General features: G+C 48.8%; 14 protein-coding genes. 1 reads left to right on the top strand and 13 read right to left on the bottom strand.

What is annotated here, in order from left to right; genetic code table 11:
* Nucleotides 1-364: 364 nt before the first annotated feature.
* The 11 genes from GGR41_RS09040 to GGR41_RS08990 all read right to left on the bottom strand — a co-directional run bounded on the left by GGR41_RS09040 (nucleotide 365) and on the right by GGR41_RS08990 (nucleotide 10,761).
* Nucleotides 365-1,693, bottom strand: a complete 1,329-nt coding sequence (locus GGR41_RS09040; protein WP_167661553.1) for a TRAP transporter large permease — start codon at nucleotides 1,691-1,693, stop codon at nucleotides 365-367.
* The gene (locus tag GGR41_RS09035) at nucleotides 1,690-2,220 is read right to left on the bottom strand and encodes a TRAP transporter small permease (RefSeq protein WP_167661552.1); all 531 of its coding nucleotides are present in this window, start codon (nucleotides 2,218-2,220) and stop codon (nucleotides 1,690-1,692) included. Before GGR41_RS09035 ends, GGR41_RS09040 begins: the two co-directional genes overlap by 4 nt.
* Before the next feature lie 68 nt (nucleotides 2,221-2,288).
* Entirely contained in the window at nucleotides 2,289-3,329 is a 1,041-nt protein-coding gene (locus GGR41_RS09030) for a TRAP transporter substrate-binding protein (RefSeq protein ID WP_167661551.1), read from the bottom strand.
* A 143-nt stretch (nucleotides 3,330-3,472) separates the two neighbouring features.
* Nucleotides 3,473-4,456, bottom strand: a complete 984-nt coding sequence (locus GGR41_RS09025) for an aldo/keto reductase (RefSeq protein ID WP_167661550.1) — start codon at nucleotides 4,454-4,456, stop codon at nucleotides 3,473-3,475.
* Between the two features lie 59 nt (nucleotides 4,457-4,515).
* On the bottom strand, nucleotides 4,516-5,466 hold the full coding sequence (locus tag GGR41_RS09020) for a Gfo/Idh/MocA family oxidoreductase (protein WP_167661549.1): 951 nt from the start codon (nucleotides 5,464-5,466) through the stop codon (nucleotides 4,516-4,518).
* 46 nt (nucleotides 5,467-5,512) lie between these two features.
* Nucleotides 5,513-6,355: a class III extradiol dioxygenase subunit beta gene (locus tag GGR41_RS09015; protein ID WP_167661548.1), complete on the bottom strand. Its 843-nt coding sequence runs from the start codon at nucleotides 6,353-6,355 to the stop codon at nucleotides 5,513-5,515.
* A 10-nt stretch (nucleotides 6,356-6,365) separates the two neighbouring features.
* A complete protein-coding gene (gene ligA, locus GGR41_RS09010; protein WP_077733948.1) occupies nucleotides 6,366-6,764 on the bottom strand; it encodes a protocatechuate 4,5-dioxygenase subunit alpha in 399 nt (132 codons plus the stop codon).
* Between the two features lie 11 nt (nucleotides 6,765-6,775).
* Nucleotides 6,776-7,699, bottom strand: a complete 924-nt coding sequence (locus GGR41_RS09005; protein WP_167661547.1) for an amidohydrolase family protein — start codon at nucleotides 7,697-7,699, stop codon at nucleotides 6,776-6,778.
* Nucleotides 7,700-7,722: 23 nt separating this feature from the next.
* A complete protein-coding gene (ligK, locus tag GGR41_RS09000; protein WP_167661546.1) occupies nucleotides 7,723-8,415 on the bottom strand; it encodes a 4-carboxy-4-hydroxy-2-oxoadipate aldolase/oxaloacetate decarboxylase in 693 nt (230 codons plus the stop codon).
* A 2-nt stretch (nucleotides 8,416-8,417) separates the two neighbouring features.
* Nucleotides 8,418-9,449: an amidohydrolase family protein gene (locus GGR41_RS08995; RefSeq protein ID WP_167661545.1), complete on the bottom strand. Its 1,032-nt coding sequence runs from the start codon at nucleotides 9,447-9,449 to the stop codon at nucleotides 8,418-8,420.
* Between the two features lie 211 nt (nucleotides 9,450-9,660).
* Entirely contained in the window at nucleotides 9,661-10,761 is a 1,101-nt protein-coding gene (locus GGR41_RS08990) for a 4-oxalomesaconate tautomerase (protein WP_167661544.1), read from the bottom strand.
* A gap of 125 nt (nucleotides 10,762-10,886) precedes the next feature.
* Here GGR41_RS08990 and GGR41_RS08985 point away from each other — a divergent pair, with 125 nt between their 5' ends.
* Nucleotides 10,887-11,858 carry a LysR family transcriptional regulator gene (locus GGR41_RS08985; RefSeq protein WP_244951454.1) on the top strand — a complete coding sequence of 324 codons (972 nt, stop codon included), beginning with the start codon at nucleotides 10,887-10,889 and terminating at the stop codon, nucleotides 11,856-11,858.
* A gap of 9 nt (nucleotides 11,859-11,867) precedes the next feature.
* On the opposite strand, the gene GGR41_RS08980 is transcribed toward GGR41_RS08985, so the two are convergent.
* The gene (locus tag GGR41_RS08980; protein ID WP_167661543.1) at nucleotides 11,868-13,319 is read right to left on the bottom strand and encodes an aldehyde dehydrogenase; all 1,452 of its coding nucleotides are present in this window, start codon (nucleotides 13,317-13,319) and stop codon (nucleotides 11,868-11,870) included.
* Nucleotides 13,320-13,587: 268 nt separating this feature from the next.
* Nucleotides 13,588-14,757 (bottom strand): 4-hydroxybenzoate 3-monooxygenase, encoded by a 1,170-nt coding sequence (pobA, locus tag GGR41_RS08975; RefSeq protein WP_167661542.1) that lies wholly within the window; start codon nucleotides 14,755-14,757, stop codon nucleotides 13,588-13,590.
* Nucleotides 14,758-14,891: the final 134 nt, after the last annotated feature.

The following is a 14,891-nucleotide window of genomic DNA, read 5'->3' as shown; positions in this document are numbered from 1 at the left end:
ACTGGCGTTCGCTCCGCGCTGAACCGTTCGATCGTGATGCTGAGCTAGGCTGAAATCAGTTAAGGCGGATTAAGACGATGGCTTTAGATTTAGTTGCTTTAGAGATGACTGCTTTAAGGTGGGTGTTTGTAAAGATAACTGGATACCACCAGCAGAAATTAAGTTTTATGCTAAGCCACATCCTCTCTTAGACGTGCATCATAACCAGCTATGAGCGGTTCAGCGAGTGAGCACTGCCTAGCGAGTGGCTGATTATGAAAGCGCAGCAAAAAATCTGTTTACCCCCTAACTACAATCGCCATAAAAAAACCCCTCATGCCAATGCAGAGGGGTTTCAAGGCCGATGACGGACAAACGTTAGCAATTAGCCTCCGAAAGTACGTACAAGAACCAAGGATAAGCTAGGGAATAAGGCCAACAATACGATACGTAGAACATCCCACGTCAAGAAAGGCATCACACCACGGAAAATCGTACCTGCTGAAATATCACGCGCAATATTATGAATAATAAAGACGTTCATTCCAACGGGCGGTGTAATTAAGCCGATTTCCATTACCACTAAGGCCAGCACACCAAACCAAATGGCTTTTTCATCCATCCCTAAGCCCCAGAAATCCATACCTAAAATTAAAGGCAAGAAAATCGGGATAGTGAGCAGGATCATAGACAAACTGTCCATGACACAGCCCAACAAAATATACACAACAATAATAGCGAACAAAACGCTTAGGGGGCTTAGGCCTAATGACTCGACCCAAATCACAAAATTCGCTGGAATTTGGCTTACAGCTAAAAATGCATTCAGCATGTCAGCGCCGACCAGGATCAAAAACATCATGCCGGTGCCAACAGCAGTACCTAAAATACTGCGCTGTAGCCCACCATTGCGTAGCCCACCAGAACGCCAGGCGGTGACTCCTGTTGCGACTGCGCCCACTGCGGCGGCCTCGGTAGGGGTGAATAAGCCCGCATAAATACCGAAAATGACCACACCAAAAATAAGCAGCACAGGCCAAGTCGATGCGAGGGTTTTTAGTCGACGCCCCCAGGTATGCCGCTCTACACGTGGGCCGGCCAGATCAGGACGTATCCAACAGACCAACCCCACCACCACAATATACCCAACTACCGCAATAATGCCGGGCAAAAATGCGGCCATAAAGAGCTTGGCAATATTTTGTTGCGCCAAAATGGCATAAATAACCAATGGCACCGAAGGAGGAATTAACATACCCAGCGTGCCCCCTACGGCTAACGAGGCCCCAGCTAGGCTGGGCGCGTAGTTATGGCGTCGTAATTCGGGTAAGACAACGTGTGACATAGTAGCAGCGGTGGCTAAAGACGAGCCACTGATTGCACCAAAGCCGGCACATGAGGCAATACCTGCCATGGCCATCCCGCCTCGCCAATGCCCAATAAATGAATTAGCGGCATTAAATAAAGCGCGTGACAAACCACCCTGTGTTGCAAATTGCCCCATCAGTAAAAATAAGGGTACGACTGACAAGTCGTAAACAGAAAAACGTCCGTAAACGGCATGTTTTAAGTGAGCCATCAGGGGATCTAAGCCGCTGACCCAGGCGTAGCCAATCGCGCCAGCCAAAAACATGGCGACACCGATGTGGACGCGAATCACTAAAAGAAACAATAAGAGCCCAGTGATGATGAGCCCAATGGTAGTACCTGTCATACCAATACCTCTTCGTCAGAGGCGTTCTTTTGCCAACCAAATGTCATGGTGTAAAGAGCTGCAATGCCAAAAATAATAAACGAAGGAACAATAGGTAAATAGCCCCACCAAATAGGCAAGCCAAGCACCATGGAGCTTTCTTGATACTCATGCATATCCATCATGCCTTCCCAGCTACGCCATGCTAATAAAAAGGCACATAAGGCCAAAAGCAGACAGGCAAATGAATCCAAATAGCGCTTTAAAGTCTGAGGCGCCCAAAGCGTAAAGAAGTCGACAAAAACATGACCATGGCGTAATTGACAATAAGGCATGCACATCGTGATACCTACTGCAGAGAGCACTTGAATCAGTTCGTAGTCACCAGGAATAGGCATAGAAAAAAAGGTACGCCCTATTACGCTAATCACCGACATGACGGCTTCGGTAATAAAAAGAGCCCCCCCGATATAGGCTAAAACAATACAGAGGCGGTCTATAAAGGCCCCAACTGGGCCTGGAGCGGTGTGGGTTTCTGAAGTCGACATAATAATGCTAGTCACGCAGACCTTGGGCAACCACGCCCAAGATCCAATGCGATATAAGGTTAAAGGAATTAATTCGCCGCTTCAGTGTATTTCTTAACTAAAGCACGCGCTTCATCAACCATCTTCTGACCGTCTTTTCCTTTGCTTGTGATGTCTTTTACCCACTCATCAACAACGGATGTGGAGGCAGCCTCCCATTTTGCGGTTTCATCAGCAGATAGCACAATCACTTCGTTACCACGGCTTTCAGCGGCTTCACGACCGGCAGCGTCAGCGGCTTGGTACTGAGATGCAATCCAACCTGACACCTCACGACCGCTGTTGTCATCAATCACTTTTTTAAGGTGATCTGGCAAGCTGTTGTAACGTTTTTCGTTCATCACGTACACCATCGTAGCTGTGGTCATGGCGCGGCCAGGAGCAGTGTCTGTGTGGTATTTGGTCAATTCATGTGCTTTGGTGGCAGGTAAAACCTCCCAAGGCACTAAAGCACCGTCAATCACACCCTTAGATAAGCTTTCTGCCATTTGAGGCACAGGCATACCAACGGGTGTAGCGCCCAAGGTAGCTAAAAGGCGGTTTCCTAAACGGGATGGCGCACGGACTTTTAGGCCTTTTAAGTCATCCAAGGTACGAATAGGTTTATCGCGCATATGCAGTTGGTTGGCACCGTTTACCCATGCACCAATCAATTTTACGCCCTTGTATTCGTCCATAGCGTTTTCACTCACAAAATCCCACATCGCCATGGATGAAGGAGAATGCGTTGTCGTCATGAACGGTAATTCAAAAATCTCTGTCACAGGGAAACGACCGGCGGTGTAACCTGGCAAGGTCCAAACGATATCAGCGACGCCATCACGGGCCTGGTTGAAAAGCTGGGGAGGCGTGCCACCTAGCTGCATAGCAGGATAAATCTGACACTTAAGCTCACCTTTGGATTCTTGCTCGATTTTTTCACACCACGGCGCAATAAACTTGGTGTGACCAGGCGCGCTTGGGGGCAAAAAGTGAGCCACTTTCAAAGTGATGGTTTCGGCTTGAACGCTTAGTGCGGACAAAGACGCTGCTGCTACAAACAAAGCAGATAAAATAGGTTTAACTCGCATAGCTTTAGTCTCCAAAAGTATTTTTATAACTAAATACCTAAGGTTAATGAAAGGGTCAAAAAGAGTGATAAGGCAACAGTTGAGCTTGTGTATGAACACATACATTGCTCATATTTTGATACATATAAACCACGATTTATCGATTAGATTTCCTCAGTATCGATCTCTTTCAGGGTTGCCTCAGGATAACGATTTCCAGCAATGGTGTGCTGGTTGATCAGTCTTCCAGCCTGAGCCACCACTGTACTGCTGAGCTGCACGTGCGCAGCCTGACTATTTTCAGTTAAGTGGTCAACAGAACGAGTGCCCGGAATAGGTATTACGTTCGGGCTTTGGGCAAGCAACCAGGCTAAGGCTAATTGGGCAGGCGTACAGCCAACCTGAAGCGCCAAAGCCTCAAATTCCTGCAACGCTTTCAAGTTATGACTAAAGTTAGGCTCTTGAAAACGTGGCATATTTAGTCGAATGTCATTTTTAACCAAGGCATCAAGGTGACGTAATTTGCCAGTTAAAAAACCTCGTGCTAACGGACTAAAAGCCACTAGATTAGCACCAATGTCTTCACATGCCGCTAAAGCACCGTGCTCGGCATTGCGTGACCATAAGGAGTATTCGTTTTGTACTGCTGTAATAGGATGGACCTGGTGGGCTTTACGAATGGTGGCACCCGAGACTTCAGACAACCCAATAAAACGGATTTTCCCCTCTGCCACTAAATCAGCCAACGCGCCCACACTGTCTTCAATGGGCACGGATTTATCCCAACGATGCAAGTAATACAAGTCGATCACGTCGGTTTGTAATCGCTGTAATGAGGCCTCGCATTGGGCCTTGATGGTTTCTGGACGGCCATCAATCACTCGTTTGCCGTCTACCCCTGCCATCCCGCATTTACTCGCTAAAAAAATCTGTTGGCGGTGTGACTTGAGCACGGAGCCGACTAGGCGTTCGTTTTTACCAAAACCATATAATGTTGCTGTATCAAAATGATTGATGCCTAGCTCTAGGGCTTTTTGTAGCAAACGCACACCAGCGTCCTCAGACAGCGGCTCGCCATAGGCATGGCTTAGGTTCATACAACCTAGCCCAATAGGAAACACCGATTCATTGGCAATGGTTCTGGTCATTGATTGACTCCGTTAACGGCATTCCCCTAGCTCAGTTCAGAACTAGGGGAACAAGGGAATTACACTAATTGCTGCTCTAGGTCGTGCAAAGTGCGATAACACTCAAACACAGATGCCACACTAGAGTTGGGCTCGCGCCCTTCGAGGATGGCAGCAATGAACTCACGGTCTTGTAGCTCGATACCGTCCATAGAGACGTCTACTTTAGACACATCAATGGCTTCGTCTTTGCCGGTGAACAAATCGTCGTAACGCGCTAAATATGTACCATTATCACAAATATAACGGAAGAACGTGCCAAACGGCCCCTCGTTATTGAAAGACAAGGATAACGTACATACCGCCCCACTTTCCGTCAACAACTGAATGGACATGTCCATTGCAATACCGAGCTCGGGGTGAATAGGGCCTTGGATCGCATTAGCCTTTACCACTTTTGAACCCGTTTGGTACTGGAATAAATCCACAGTGTGTGCGGCATGGTGCCACAGCAAATGGTCAGTCCACGAACGTGGCTTGCCTAGCGCATTGGTATTGGTGCGACGGAAAAAATACGTTTGCACATCCATTTGTTGGATAGCAAGCTCGCCTGCTTTAATTTTGTTGTGCACCCATTGGTGACTGGGGTTAAAGCGACGCGTATGCCCTACCATCGCAACCAAGCCCGTTTCCTTTTGTAAAGCCACCACCTCTTCGGCATCAGCTAAATTGTCTGCCAAAGGAATTTCAACCTGCACGTGCTTGCCGGCTTTCAAGCAAGCCAAGGTTTGCGAAGCGTGCATTTGCGTTGGTGTACACAAAATAACAGCGTCCACATCGACGCTATTTAGGGCGTCTTCGAGGTTGCCAGATGCATTAGGTACGCCGTACTTATCGGCGACCTCTTGGGCTTTTTCCTTGGAGCTAGACACCACATAGGTGACCTCGGCCTCGGGAATACGCGCCAACCCATCTAAGTGTTTAATCCCGAATGCACCCGCACCGACTAGAGCAATTTTAACTTTTTTCATACGTGTTCCATTTCAATTTGGAGTTAGAAAAACACGGCCCAAGGCCTTAGTCTTTGTTTTCTAGAATCAAATGGCCAACGGCTGTATTTGAAGCGGGAACATGATAGAAACGGTGTAATACATCGACATCTGCATCCATAGCACCGCGTGCAATCAGCCACATGACGAGCTCGATGCCCTCGGAACCGGCCTCGCGCACGTACTCGACGTGGGATACCTGGGCTAACTCTTCGGGCTCCTCGACTAGACGGTCTAAAAACTGGTTATCCCATTCGGCGTTGATCAAACCGGCACGAGGACCTTGAAGCTGGTGACTCATGCCACCTGTGCCCCAAATTTGTACGTTCAGGTCTTGATCAAATGAGTCCACCGCGCGGCGAATGGCTCGGCCTAGATCCAAACAACGCTGCCCAGAAGGCACAGGATACTGCACCACGTTGACATGCAGAGGGATCACAGGGCATGGCCACTGCTCGGGCTGACCAAACATAAGGGAAAGGGGAACCGTTAAACCGTGGTCCACTTCCATTTTGTTGCATAGGGTTAAATCAAAGCCATCTTGAATGACGGAATGGGCAATATGAGCGGCTAGCTCGGGATGCCCTTCTACATCTGGCACAGGACGTTTGCCCCAACCTTCGTCGCTGGTCTCAAACCATGCACCCGTACCCAACGCAAAGGTAGGGATTAAATCCAAGCTAAAGTTATTGGCATGATCGTTATAAACCAAAATGATGACATCCGGCTTATTCTCTTTTTCCCACTGCTTGGAAAACTCATAACCATCAAAAACCTTTTTCCAATACGGCTCTTGGTCTTTGCCTAAATCCAGTGCGGCCCCAATCGCAGGAACATGGGAGGTATAAACAGAATGTTTAATTTTTGCCATGACTCAACCCTTATTTTTTGTCACTTTGTTCGTGTAAATAGCGATTACCGTCTGGTGATCGGCCACCATTGACCATCATGTCGCGGTAAGCTTCTTCGGTCATACCGGTCATGCTGCCAGCCATTTGCTGGAACGACTTGCCATCGGTTGCACCGATTTTGGCCAGAAAGTAAATGTTGCCACCTAATTCCATACAACGGTTTAGGTCACGATCTAAGACCGCCTGCTTTTGTTCAGGGGTCATGGGCCACTCGTTTAAGTAAGCCACTTCATCCGCTTTAAAGCGCTCGCGGTTTTCCGCTTTCATCAAAGACATGCAGAACTGATTTAAGTGATAGCCTTTACGCGATTGCTCGGCATCAAAAATAATCGTTCCTGGAATGTCTTTATAGGGTTTATCCAGTGCCACTATGCTCTCCTTTATTCTGAACGTAATTCTTCGGGCCAATACAGACGCATGGGGTTATCCACCAGCAATGCCTGCTGCTCGTCTGCAGTTGGCGCGATCTGAACGACATAATCAACCAATAGTCCATCATCAGGCATATGGTCTTTAAGGTTAGGATGCGGCCAATCGGTGCCGAACAGCACACGATCCGGGAATTCTTGCATCAGACGACGTGCAAAAGGCACGACGTCTTGGTACGCATGTTGCTCACCATTTAATGCCGCTGGCCCTGTTTTGCTTAAACGCTCGGGGCATGAAAGCTTTGACCAGATGTTGGGGTGTTCTTGCATTAAGCGCACAAACAAATTGAACTCTTCACCGTCTACGGGTTTGGATACATCAGGACGCCCCATGTGATCCACTACCACGGTGGTTGGGAGCTCGGTGAAGAAATCCCAAAGTTCAGGTAAATCTTGTGCCTCGAAGTACACCACCACATGCCACCCTAAAGGCGCAATTTTCTGTGCGACCTTTAGCAGTTCCTCTTTGGGAGTGAAATCGACCAAGCGTTTTACAAAGTTAAACCGAACGCCACGCACGCCGGCCTCGTGTAACTGTTGTAGCTCGGCCTCGGTCACGTCAGAGGACAACGTAACCACTCCGCGCGCCATGCCATTGGAGGACAACAACGCATCAACCAATGCGCGGTTGTCTTTACCATGACAAGTCGCTTGTACTATGACATTTCGACTAAAACCTAGGTGATCACGCAAGGCAAATAATTGCTCTTTGCTGGCATCACACGGGGTGTATTTACGTTCGGGCGCATAAGGAAACTGCGCCCCTGGGCCAAACACATGACAGTGAGCATCCACTGCACCGGCTGGCATGACAAATTTTGGTTTGCTAGGGTTAGGGTAAAACGCCAACCAGCCTGGAGTCACTTCAAATTCCATGTTGCACCTACCTGTTTTTTATTTTAGTCGATGTATTTCAAGCCGGCTTTAGCTAAGGGTTCACGCATGTTATACATGTCTAAACCCAATACGCCATCGGCCAGTTTTTGACGTTTTTCACCTTCGTTGTCTTCGCGCTTTTGGGCCGCATCGGCTACCAATGCCGCCACGGCTTTGGGCACCACCACCACACCATCTGCATCGGCAATCACCACATCGCCCGGTGTGACGGCTGCACCAGCACATACAACAGGAATATTGACTGAGCCTAGGGTAGCTTTAATCGTACCTTTAGCTGAAATGGCTTTGCTAAAAACAGGGAAACCCATTTTCTGGAGGTCTTCTACGTCGCGCACACCGCCATCAATAATCAGACCTTTGGCACCACGCGCCATGAAAGAGGTCGCAAGAAGGTCGCCAAAAAAACCGTCTGTGCACTCGCTGGTGCACGCTGCAATAACCACATCGCCGGGCTGTAGCTGTTCGGCCACCACATGCATCATCCAGTTATCGCCGGGTTGCAATAAGACCGTCACAGCAGTACCACACATTTTAGCACCCGAGTAAATAGGACGCATGTAGGGCTTCATTAAGCCTACGCGACCCATGGCCTCGTGGATGGTTGCCACACCAAATTTAGACAAGCGTGCCACCGCATCGGCATCAGCGCGTTCGATGGATTGTTTTACTATACCTAGCTCGTTTAACTGCGTCATGCCTAGCGTCCTTGTTGTTTGAGTTGCTGATCTAAACGTGGGAATACGCGACGGGCATTGCCCTCGTATACGTTGTGACGTTGCTGCGCAGACAAAGCACTGGCTTCGATATAGCGCTTGGTGTCGTCAAAATAAAACCCTGTGGTGGGGTCGATAGTACGTACCGCACCAATCATCTCTGACGCAAACAGCACGTTGTCATGCGGAATCACATCTAATAGCAAATCAATACCAGGCTGATGATACACGCATGTGTCAAAGAAGATGTTGTTTAATAAATGCTGCTCTAGCTCGGGCTTTTTCAACATCATGGCCAAGCCACGGAAACGTCCCCAGTGGTAAGGGGCAGCACCGCCACCATGTGGCACAATCAAACGTAGCTCGGGGAAATCCTTAAACAAATCGCCCTTTAGCAACTGCATAAAAGCAGTGGTGTCAGCGTTTAAGTAATGATCGCCCGTGGTGTGGAAACACTCTTTGCAGCTGGTGCTAACGTGTACCATCGCCGGTAAGTCGTACTCGACCAGTTTTTCGTATAGGGGATACCAATAACGATCGGTTAATGGGGGCGAAGTCCAATGACCACCAGAGGGGTCAGGATTTAGGTTTACACCTACGTTGCCAAACTCATTCACGCAACGCTCTAGCTCGGGAATACACGTTTCAATGGCCACACCCGGCGACTGTGGCAACATAGCGACGGGTACAAAGCGGTCTGGGAACAACTGAGAAACGCGATAGCACATCTCATTACAAATGGCGGTCCAGGCGGCAGAGACTTCGAAATCACCAATATGATGGGCCATAAAGCTGGCTCGGGGTGAGAATAAAGTTAAATCAATGCCGCGCTCGTTCATTAAACGCAATTGATTGTTTTCTATAGACTCACGAATTTCATCGTCACTGATGGCTAAATCCGAAGCACTGGGCTTGGGGCCTTTGCCATCAAAGGCTGCAATTTGCTTGTTTCGCCAGTCTTCTAGCGCTTGGGGAGCTGTGGTGTAATGGCCGTGACAATCGATAATTAAACTCATGCCTATTCCCTTGTAGTTACTGTAATGACATTGACGCATTTCAACTATTATCGCTATCGCTTTTTGTTTAAAACAGTCGATTTGCTATATATGAGCTATGCCAAAATGGCATACAAACCCTTAGCACATCAGGGTTCCTGACATTCTGGCACTAAATAACGCCTCGATGGCCAAAGATGGCGGTCGAGGACTAAAAGTAATGAGGTAATGGCTACTTAAGAATGGCGCTGGGCACGTAGGCCTCGCCCGCCATCAACGCTCGAGCGGTACGCAATAAAGCGGATTTAACCACCTCGGTTGGGTTTTCCGGGTTGAGCTCTAGCGCCACCGAGAATTCGCCGCTAGGGTGTTCGATAGAAAGGGTTTGTTTTAAGCCTGAGCCTTTTTGGGTGAGACCATCGGCCACGGTACCCGGCAACACACAGGCAGTGGCGACTGTCACCGCAGCCAATACCCCGATGGACTCATGACACACATGAGGAATATAACAACGGGTATGAATAGCGCCGCCATGCACAGGCCGATTCAACAAACACATTTTGGGGAAATTTTTAGCGCTGACATCGCCCAAGCCCATCTTTTTTGAGGCCTCTAGGCGCAGCTTTTCAACCAGGTCTTTGAGCTCGGTGTCTTGGTTCAGCTCGTCGACGGACTCGTAGGCAGTACGATGCACGTCTTCGGCGCGCACTAGAATCATGGGCATACCGTTGTCAATGCACGTTGCCTGCAGCGTACCAAACCCATCAATGGTGAACTCGTCCACCACATTGCCGGTAGGCAACAACGCACCACATACCGAGCCAGCCACATCTAAAAAGTTAATGGTAATGGGCGCACTACTGCCCGGTGCGCCGTTAATCGTTGCGTCACCCTCGTAAGTGATTTCACCGTTGGGGGTTTGTACCTCGATCTCGCTGACCATGTTGGTATTTAGAGTTAAGACTTTGACTGTGGTAGTATCTCCTTGGGGAGTAATCAAGCCTTTTTCTAGGGCAAAAGGCACCACGGCGGCCAACATATTGCCGCAGTTTGGTGTGGTATCTACCGTGTCCTTTTCTGGCTGCAACTGCGCAAACAAAAAGGTCAGATCGGCCTCGCCCGTTTCACAAATGTCGACAATGCCTACTTTGCTAGTCAATGCATGCGCGCCCCCAATGCCATCAATTTGACGTCGATGCGGCGACCCCAAAATAGAAAGCAGCACTTGATCTCGAGTGTGGGTGTCTTGGGGTAAATCCTTTGCATAAAAGAACGGCCCTTTAGACGTTCCGCCTCGCATCACAATACAAGGAATGCCTGTTTGACTAGCCATAGATTACTCCGTCGTGTACTGACCCTAAGACACGCAACCCGTTGTCTTTTAGTCTAACTTATTGTTTATTTAGCTATTGTAGTAAGCAATCTAAAAGATAAAAGCACCAAATCCATCTATTAGCTATGTCAAATCAGCATAACGGCTTAAAGCCACTACAGGACTACACCATGGATCTCAAACAGCTTAAATACTTTACTCAAGTCGCAGAGTTGGGTAGCTATACGCGAGCCGCCGAGGTCACGCATGTCGCCCAACCTGTGCTAAGCCGTCAGATTCGTAAACTCGAAACAGAGCTGCACCAAAACCTGCTTATTCGTCATGGCCGCGGCGTGGTGCTTACCGATGCTGGTCGCACGCTCTTAGCGCACAGCCGCATTATCTTGCAACAACTGGACCAAGCCCAAGAAGACCTAAGCCTATCTGAAGGCAAACTCACCGGTCATATTAATTTAGGTCTGCCGCCCACCGTGGCTCGTACTATTTCCTTGGACTTAGTGCGTATTTTTAAACGCGACTTCCCCGATGCGCGGCTTACTCTTACCGAGGCACTCACGTTTAATATCGAAGAAGGGCTGCACCTAGGTCGTTTAAATATTGGCTTACTCTACAACCCGACTTCAACAGAAAACCTAGAAACGCGTTTACTCGCCAAAGAGGCCCTGTATTTAATTTGCGATAAACACAGTCCGTATATCCAAGGTCGTGAGTCGATTTCGTTACGAGAGCTGGCTGATATTCCGCTGATTATGCCCAGCGACTCCAATACGTTTCGCTCGTTGCTAGAGCAGGAAATGCTCAAACTGGATTTAAAACCCCAAATCGAGTTGGAAATTAACAGTGTGGGGGTGATTACGCAGCTTTTAGGGGTAGGAATGGGGGCGGCTATTTTATCGCGCTCAGTCTTAGATTTTATCCCTGACCGCAGTTTATTAAGGGCTGTGCCTATTGAAAACCCTTGTTTAGTGAACCGGTTATACTTGGCGTATTCATCCAAACGTCTACAAACCAAACTGCAACGCAAGCTGGTCGATATATTGATTCAGCTATGCGACCAACACTTTTCTAAAAATTACCCCACGGGTGTCGTGGGGTAACACCAGCGCTTAGATGGGGTACTGGCGTGGGGTAGTTTGGATAGTTACCCAACGCATTTCAGTGAACTCATTGATGGCAGACTTGCTACCAAAACGGCCATAGCCACTGTCTTTAGAGCCACCAAATGGGGCTTGGGCCTCATCATGGACGGTGGGCCCGTTAATATGACAAATACCACTGTCAATTTGCTTGGCTAACTCTAGGCCTTTATTGATATTTTGGGTGAAAACGGCCGCAGACAAGCCGTACACCGTGTCATTGGCTAAGCGTATCGCTTCCTCGTCAGAGGCAAAGGTGGTCATGGTCGCTACTGGGCCAAAGGATTCCTCGGCGTACAGCTTCATGTCGGGGGTAATACCATTCACAATCAGCGGGTGCATGAGCGCACCGTCCGTTTGTAATGGTACCGGCAACGTAGCCCCCTTAGACACCGCGTCTTCGACCAGAGCAGTAATGCGTTGTACAGACTGTGGGCTTTCTAGGTAAGCAAAGGTTGTGTCCTCGAGGTCTGGCGAGCCCACTTTAATGCGCTGAATTTTGGCCACAAGCTTTTCTAGGAATGCATCGGCAATGTTCTGATGCACCAAAAGACGCTCTGTGGACATACAAATCTGCCCCTGGTTAAAGAAGGCACCAAAAGCGACCCCTTCGACAGCTTGATCTAAATCGGCATCCTCGCACACAATCACAGGTGCTTTTCCACCTAGCTCAAGCAATACCGGTTTTAAGTATTTAGCGGCCGTTCCGGCAATGATTCGACCGACTTTGGTGGAGCCGGTGAAATTGACGCGTTTGACCGCTGGGTGCGCAATCAATTGCTCGACTACAGCGGGGGCGTCTTCGGGGGCATTGGTAATCACATTAACGACCCCAGCGCCAATGCCTGCATCATTTAACACCTCGCCAATTAGGGTCTGGGTAGCAGGACACAGCTCGGAGGCTTTAAGAATCACAGTATTGCCGCAAGCCAATGGCATAGCAATAGCACGGGTGGCTAAGATAACTGGGGCGTTCCACGGTGCAATACTTAAGATCACGCCACATGGAACACGAAAGCCCATGGACAAGCTGCCGGGTAAATCAGATGGAATAATCGAACCATCAATTTGAGTGGTCATCGCAGCGGCTTCGCGCAGAATATTTGCTGACAGGTGCACGTTAAAGCCATACCACGAGTTGGTGGACCCCGTTTCCTGACGCGCGGTCAGCACAAACTCTTGGGCGCGCTGATCCATAAGGTCTGCCGCTTTAAGTAAACGTTTGCGACGCTCTGTAGGCCCTAATTTAGACCAAATAGGAAAGGCTTTTTCTGCCGACTCGATGGCAGCTTGGACATCGGCGGGCTGTGCCGCTGCCGCCACGGTGGCTACCTCGCCGGTAATGGGGTTCATACGCGTAAATGTCTTTTGATCGACGGCATCACGCATTTGACCATCAATGAGTAACTTTACTGTGTTCACAGTTTATCTCCCGTTTACTTTGAGTTCATCACCCAACATCAATAATAAATGGGCTAGCTATGGCTAGCCCGCTATTGACCACCTCAAAGCCATAATACGTGTCTTGAGCATACTATGGTGTCTTGCCTAGCCCTTGCTGCGACCTGTTTTTACGGCCTTAGCAACAAGAGCAAAGTCTATGCTCCGTGTAGGAGTCTAATAGAGTAAGAGGGAGCCAAGCCAACTGACCGAGCTCCCTGCCCTTATTATGAGTCGAACTAGCGCTAAATTAGTAAGGTAACCCTACATAATTCTCAGCTAATAAGCGCGCCCCATTTTCCGAGTTTAATAACTGCATGAACTCGGCTTTTTGCATTTTTTTGTCCCAAGCATCGTGGTCAGGGAAAGTGTGCAGCATATTGGTCATATACCAAGAGAACCGCTCAGCGCCCCAAATACGTTTTAAACAGCGCTCAGAGTAGCCCTCGATACCGGTAGTATCGTTATTTTTATAGAAATCGATTAATGCATCGGATAAGTACAAGACGTCGCTAGCGGCTAAGTTAAGCCCTTTAGCACCCGTTGGTGGCACGATGTGCGCAGCATCTCCTGCTAGGAACAAGTTATGGTAGCGCATGGGCTCGGCCACAAAACTGCGTAATGGGGCAATGCTTTTTTCGATGCTTGGCCCTGTGACGAGGTTAGCCGAACGCTCTGGCCCAAGACGAGTGCGCAACTCGTCCCAGAAACGCTCATCGCTCCAGTCTTCTACTTTGTCGGTCAGCGGTACCTGCAAGTAATAGCGACTGCGTGTTTTAGAGCGCTGGCTACACAGCACAAAACCACGCTCGTGTTTTAGATAAATCAACTCATCAGACACAGGTGGTGTATCAGCCATCAAGCCTAACCAACCAAATGGATACACACGCTCGTAGGTTTTTAAAATATCAGCAGGGATGGTTTTGCGTGAAACGCCGTGGAAGCCATCACAGCCGGCCACGTAATCGCAGTCTAGACGGTGCTCTTGGCCATCTTTGGTGTAAGTGACATATGGCTTCGCTGTGTCTACATCGTGCAAAGCTACGTCTTTGGCTTCATAAATGGTGGTGGCCCCAATGGCTTCACGTGCGGCCATTAGGTCGCGGGTGACTTCGGTTTGTCCATACACCACAACATGGCGGCCGACCTGTTTCTCAAAGTCCACGCGGTAAGACACATCGTTGAACACCAGTTCGCACCCGTCATGAATCAAACCGTGCTTTTCTAGGTTCTCGGTCACACCAGCACGCTTTAAGCCATCAATAGTGACGCTCTCAAGCACGCCAGCGCGAATACGACCTAATACGTACTCGCCTGTTTGACGCTCTAAAATAATGTTGTCGATACCATTTCTGGACAAAATTTGACCAAGCAACAAGCCAGACGGACCGGCTCCAATAATAGCGACTTGCGTACGCATGTTTTCCTCCGCTACAGAATTGCAGTGATATAGATAGATGGCTTCATTGTCTGCAAAAAAAACTAAAGGAAAAACTCTATAAATGTACTAACAGTTATGCGTTTTCATAGCGCTTTGCGTTATTGGGTCATAAT

Origin of the sequence: Paenalcaligenes hominis (assembly GCF_011927625.1) — a bacterium.
In the GTDB taxonomy this organism is placed as follows: Bacteria; Pseudomonadota; Gammaproteobacteria; order Burkholderiales; family Burkholderiaceae_B; genus Paenalcaligenes; species Paenalcaligenes hominis.
Note: the sequence above shows the minus strand (reverse complement) of the source record. Positions and strands in the feature narration are given on the sequence as shown.

Excerpts from the sequence above, each read along its gene's own strand:
- GGR41_RS09020 (WP_167661549.1), bottom strand. The coding sequence starts at position 5,466 with ATGAAAAAAGTTAAAATTGCTCTAGTCGGTGCGGGTGCATTCGGGATT.
- GGR41_RS08985 (WP_244951454.1), top strand. The coding sequence starts at position 10,887 with ATGTCAAATCAGCATAACGGCTTAAAGCCACTACAGGACTACACCATG.
- pobA (WP_167661542.1), bottom strand. The coding sequence starts at position 14,757 with ATGCGTACGCAAGTCGCTATTATTGGAGCCGGTCCGTCTGGCTTGTTG.
- GGR41_RS09040 (WP_167661553.1), bottom strand. The coding sequence starts at position 1,693 with ATGACAGGTACTACCATTGGGCTCATCATCACTGGGCTCTTATTGTTT.
- GGR41_RS08995 (WP_167661545.1), bottom strand. The coding sequence starts at position 9,449 with ATGAGTTTAATTATCGATTGTCACGGCCATTACACCACAGCTCCCCAA.
- GGR41_RS09035 (WP_167661552.1), bottom strand. The coding sequence starts at position 2,220 with ATGTCGACTTCAGAAACCCACACCGCTCCAGGCCCAGTTGGGGCCTTT.
- GGR41_RS09030 (WP_167661551.1), bottom strand. The coding sequence starts at position 3,329 with ATGCGAGTTAAACCTATTTTATCTGCTTTGTTTGTAGCAGCAGCGTCT.
- GGR41_RS09005 (WP_167661547.1), bottom strand. The coding sequence starts at position 7,699 with ATGGAATTTGAAGTGACTCCAGGCTGGTTGGCGTTTTACCCTAACCCT.
- GGR41_RS09015 (WP_167661548.1), bottom strand. The coding sequence starts at position 6,355 with ATGGCAAAAATTAAACATTCTGTTTATACCTCCCATGTTCCTGCGATT.
- GGR41_RS09025 (WP_167661550.1), bottom strand. The coding sequence starts at position 4,456 with ATGACCAGAACCATTGCCAATGAATCGGTGTTTCCTATTGGGCTAGGT.
- GGR41_RS08990 (WP_167661544.1), bottom strand. The coding sequence starts at position 10,761 with ATGGCTAGTCAAACAGGCATTCCTTGTATTGTGATGCGAGGCGGAACG.
- ligK (WP_167661546.1), bottom strand. The coding sequence starts at position 8,415 with ATGACGCAGTTAAACGAGCTAGGTATAGTAAAACAATCCATCGAACGC.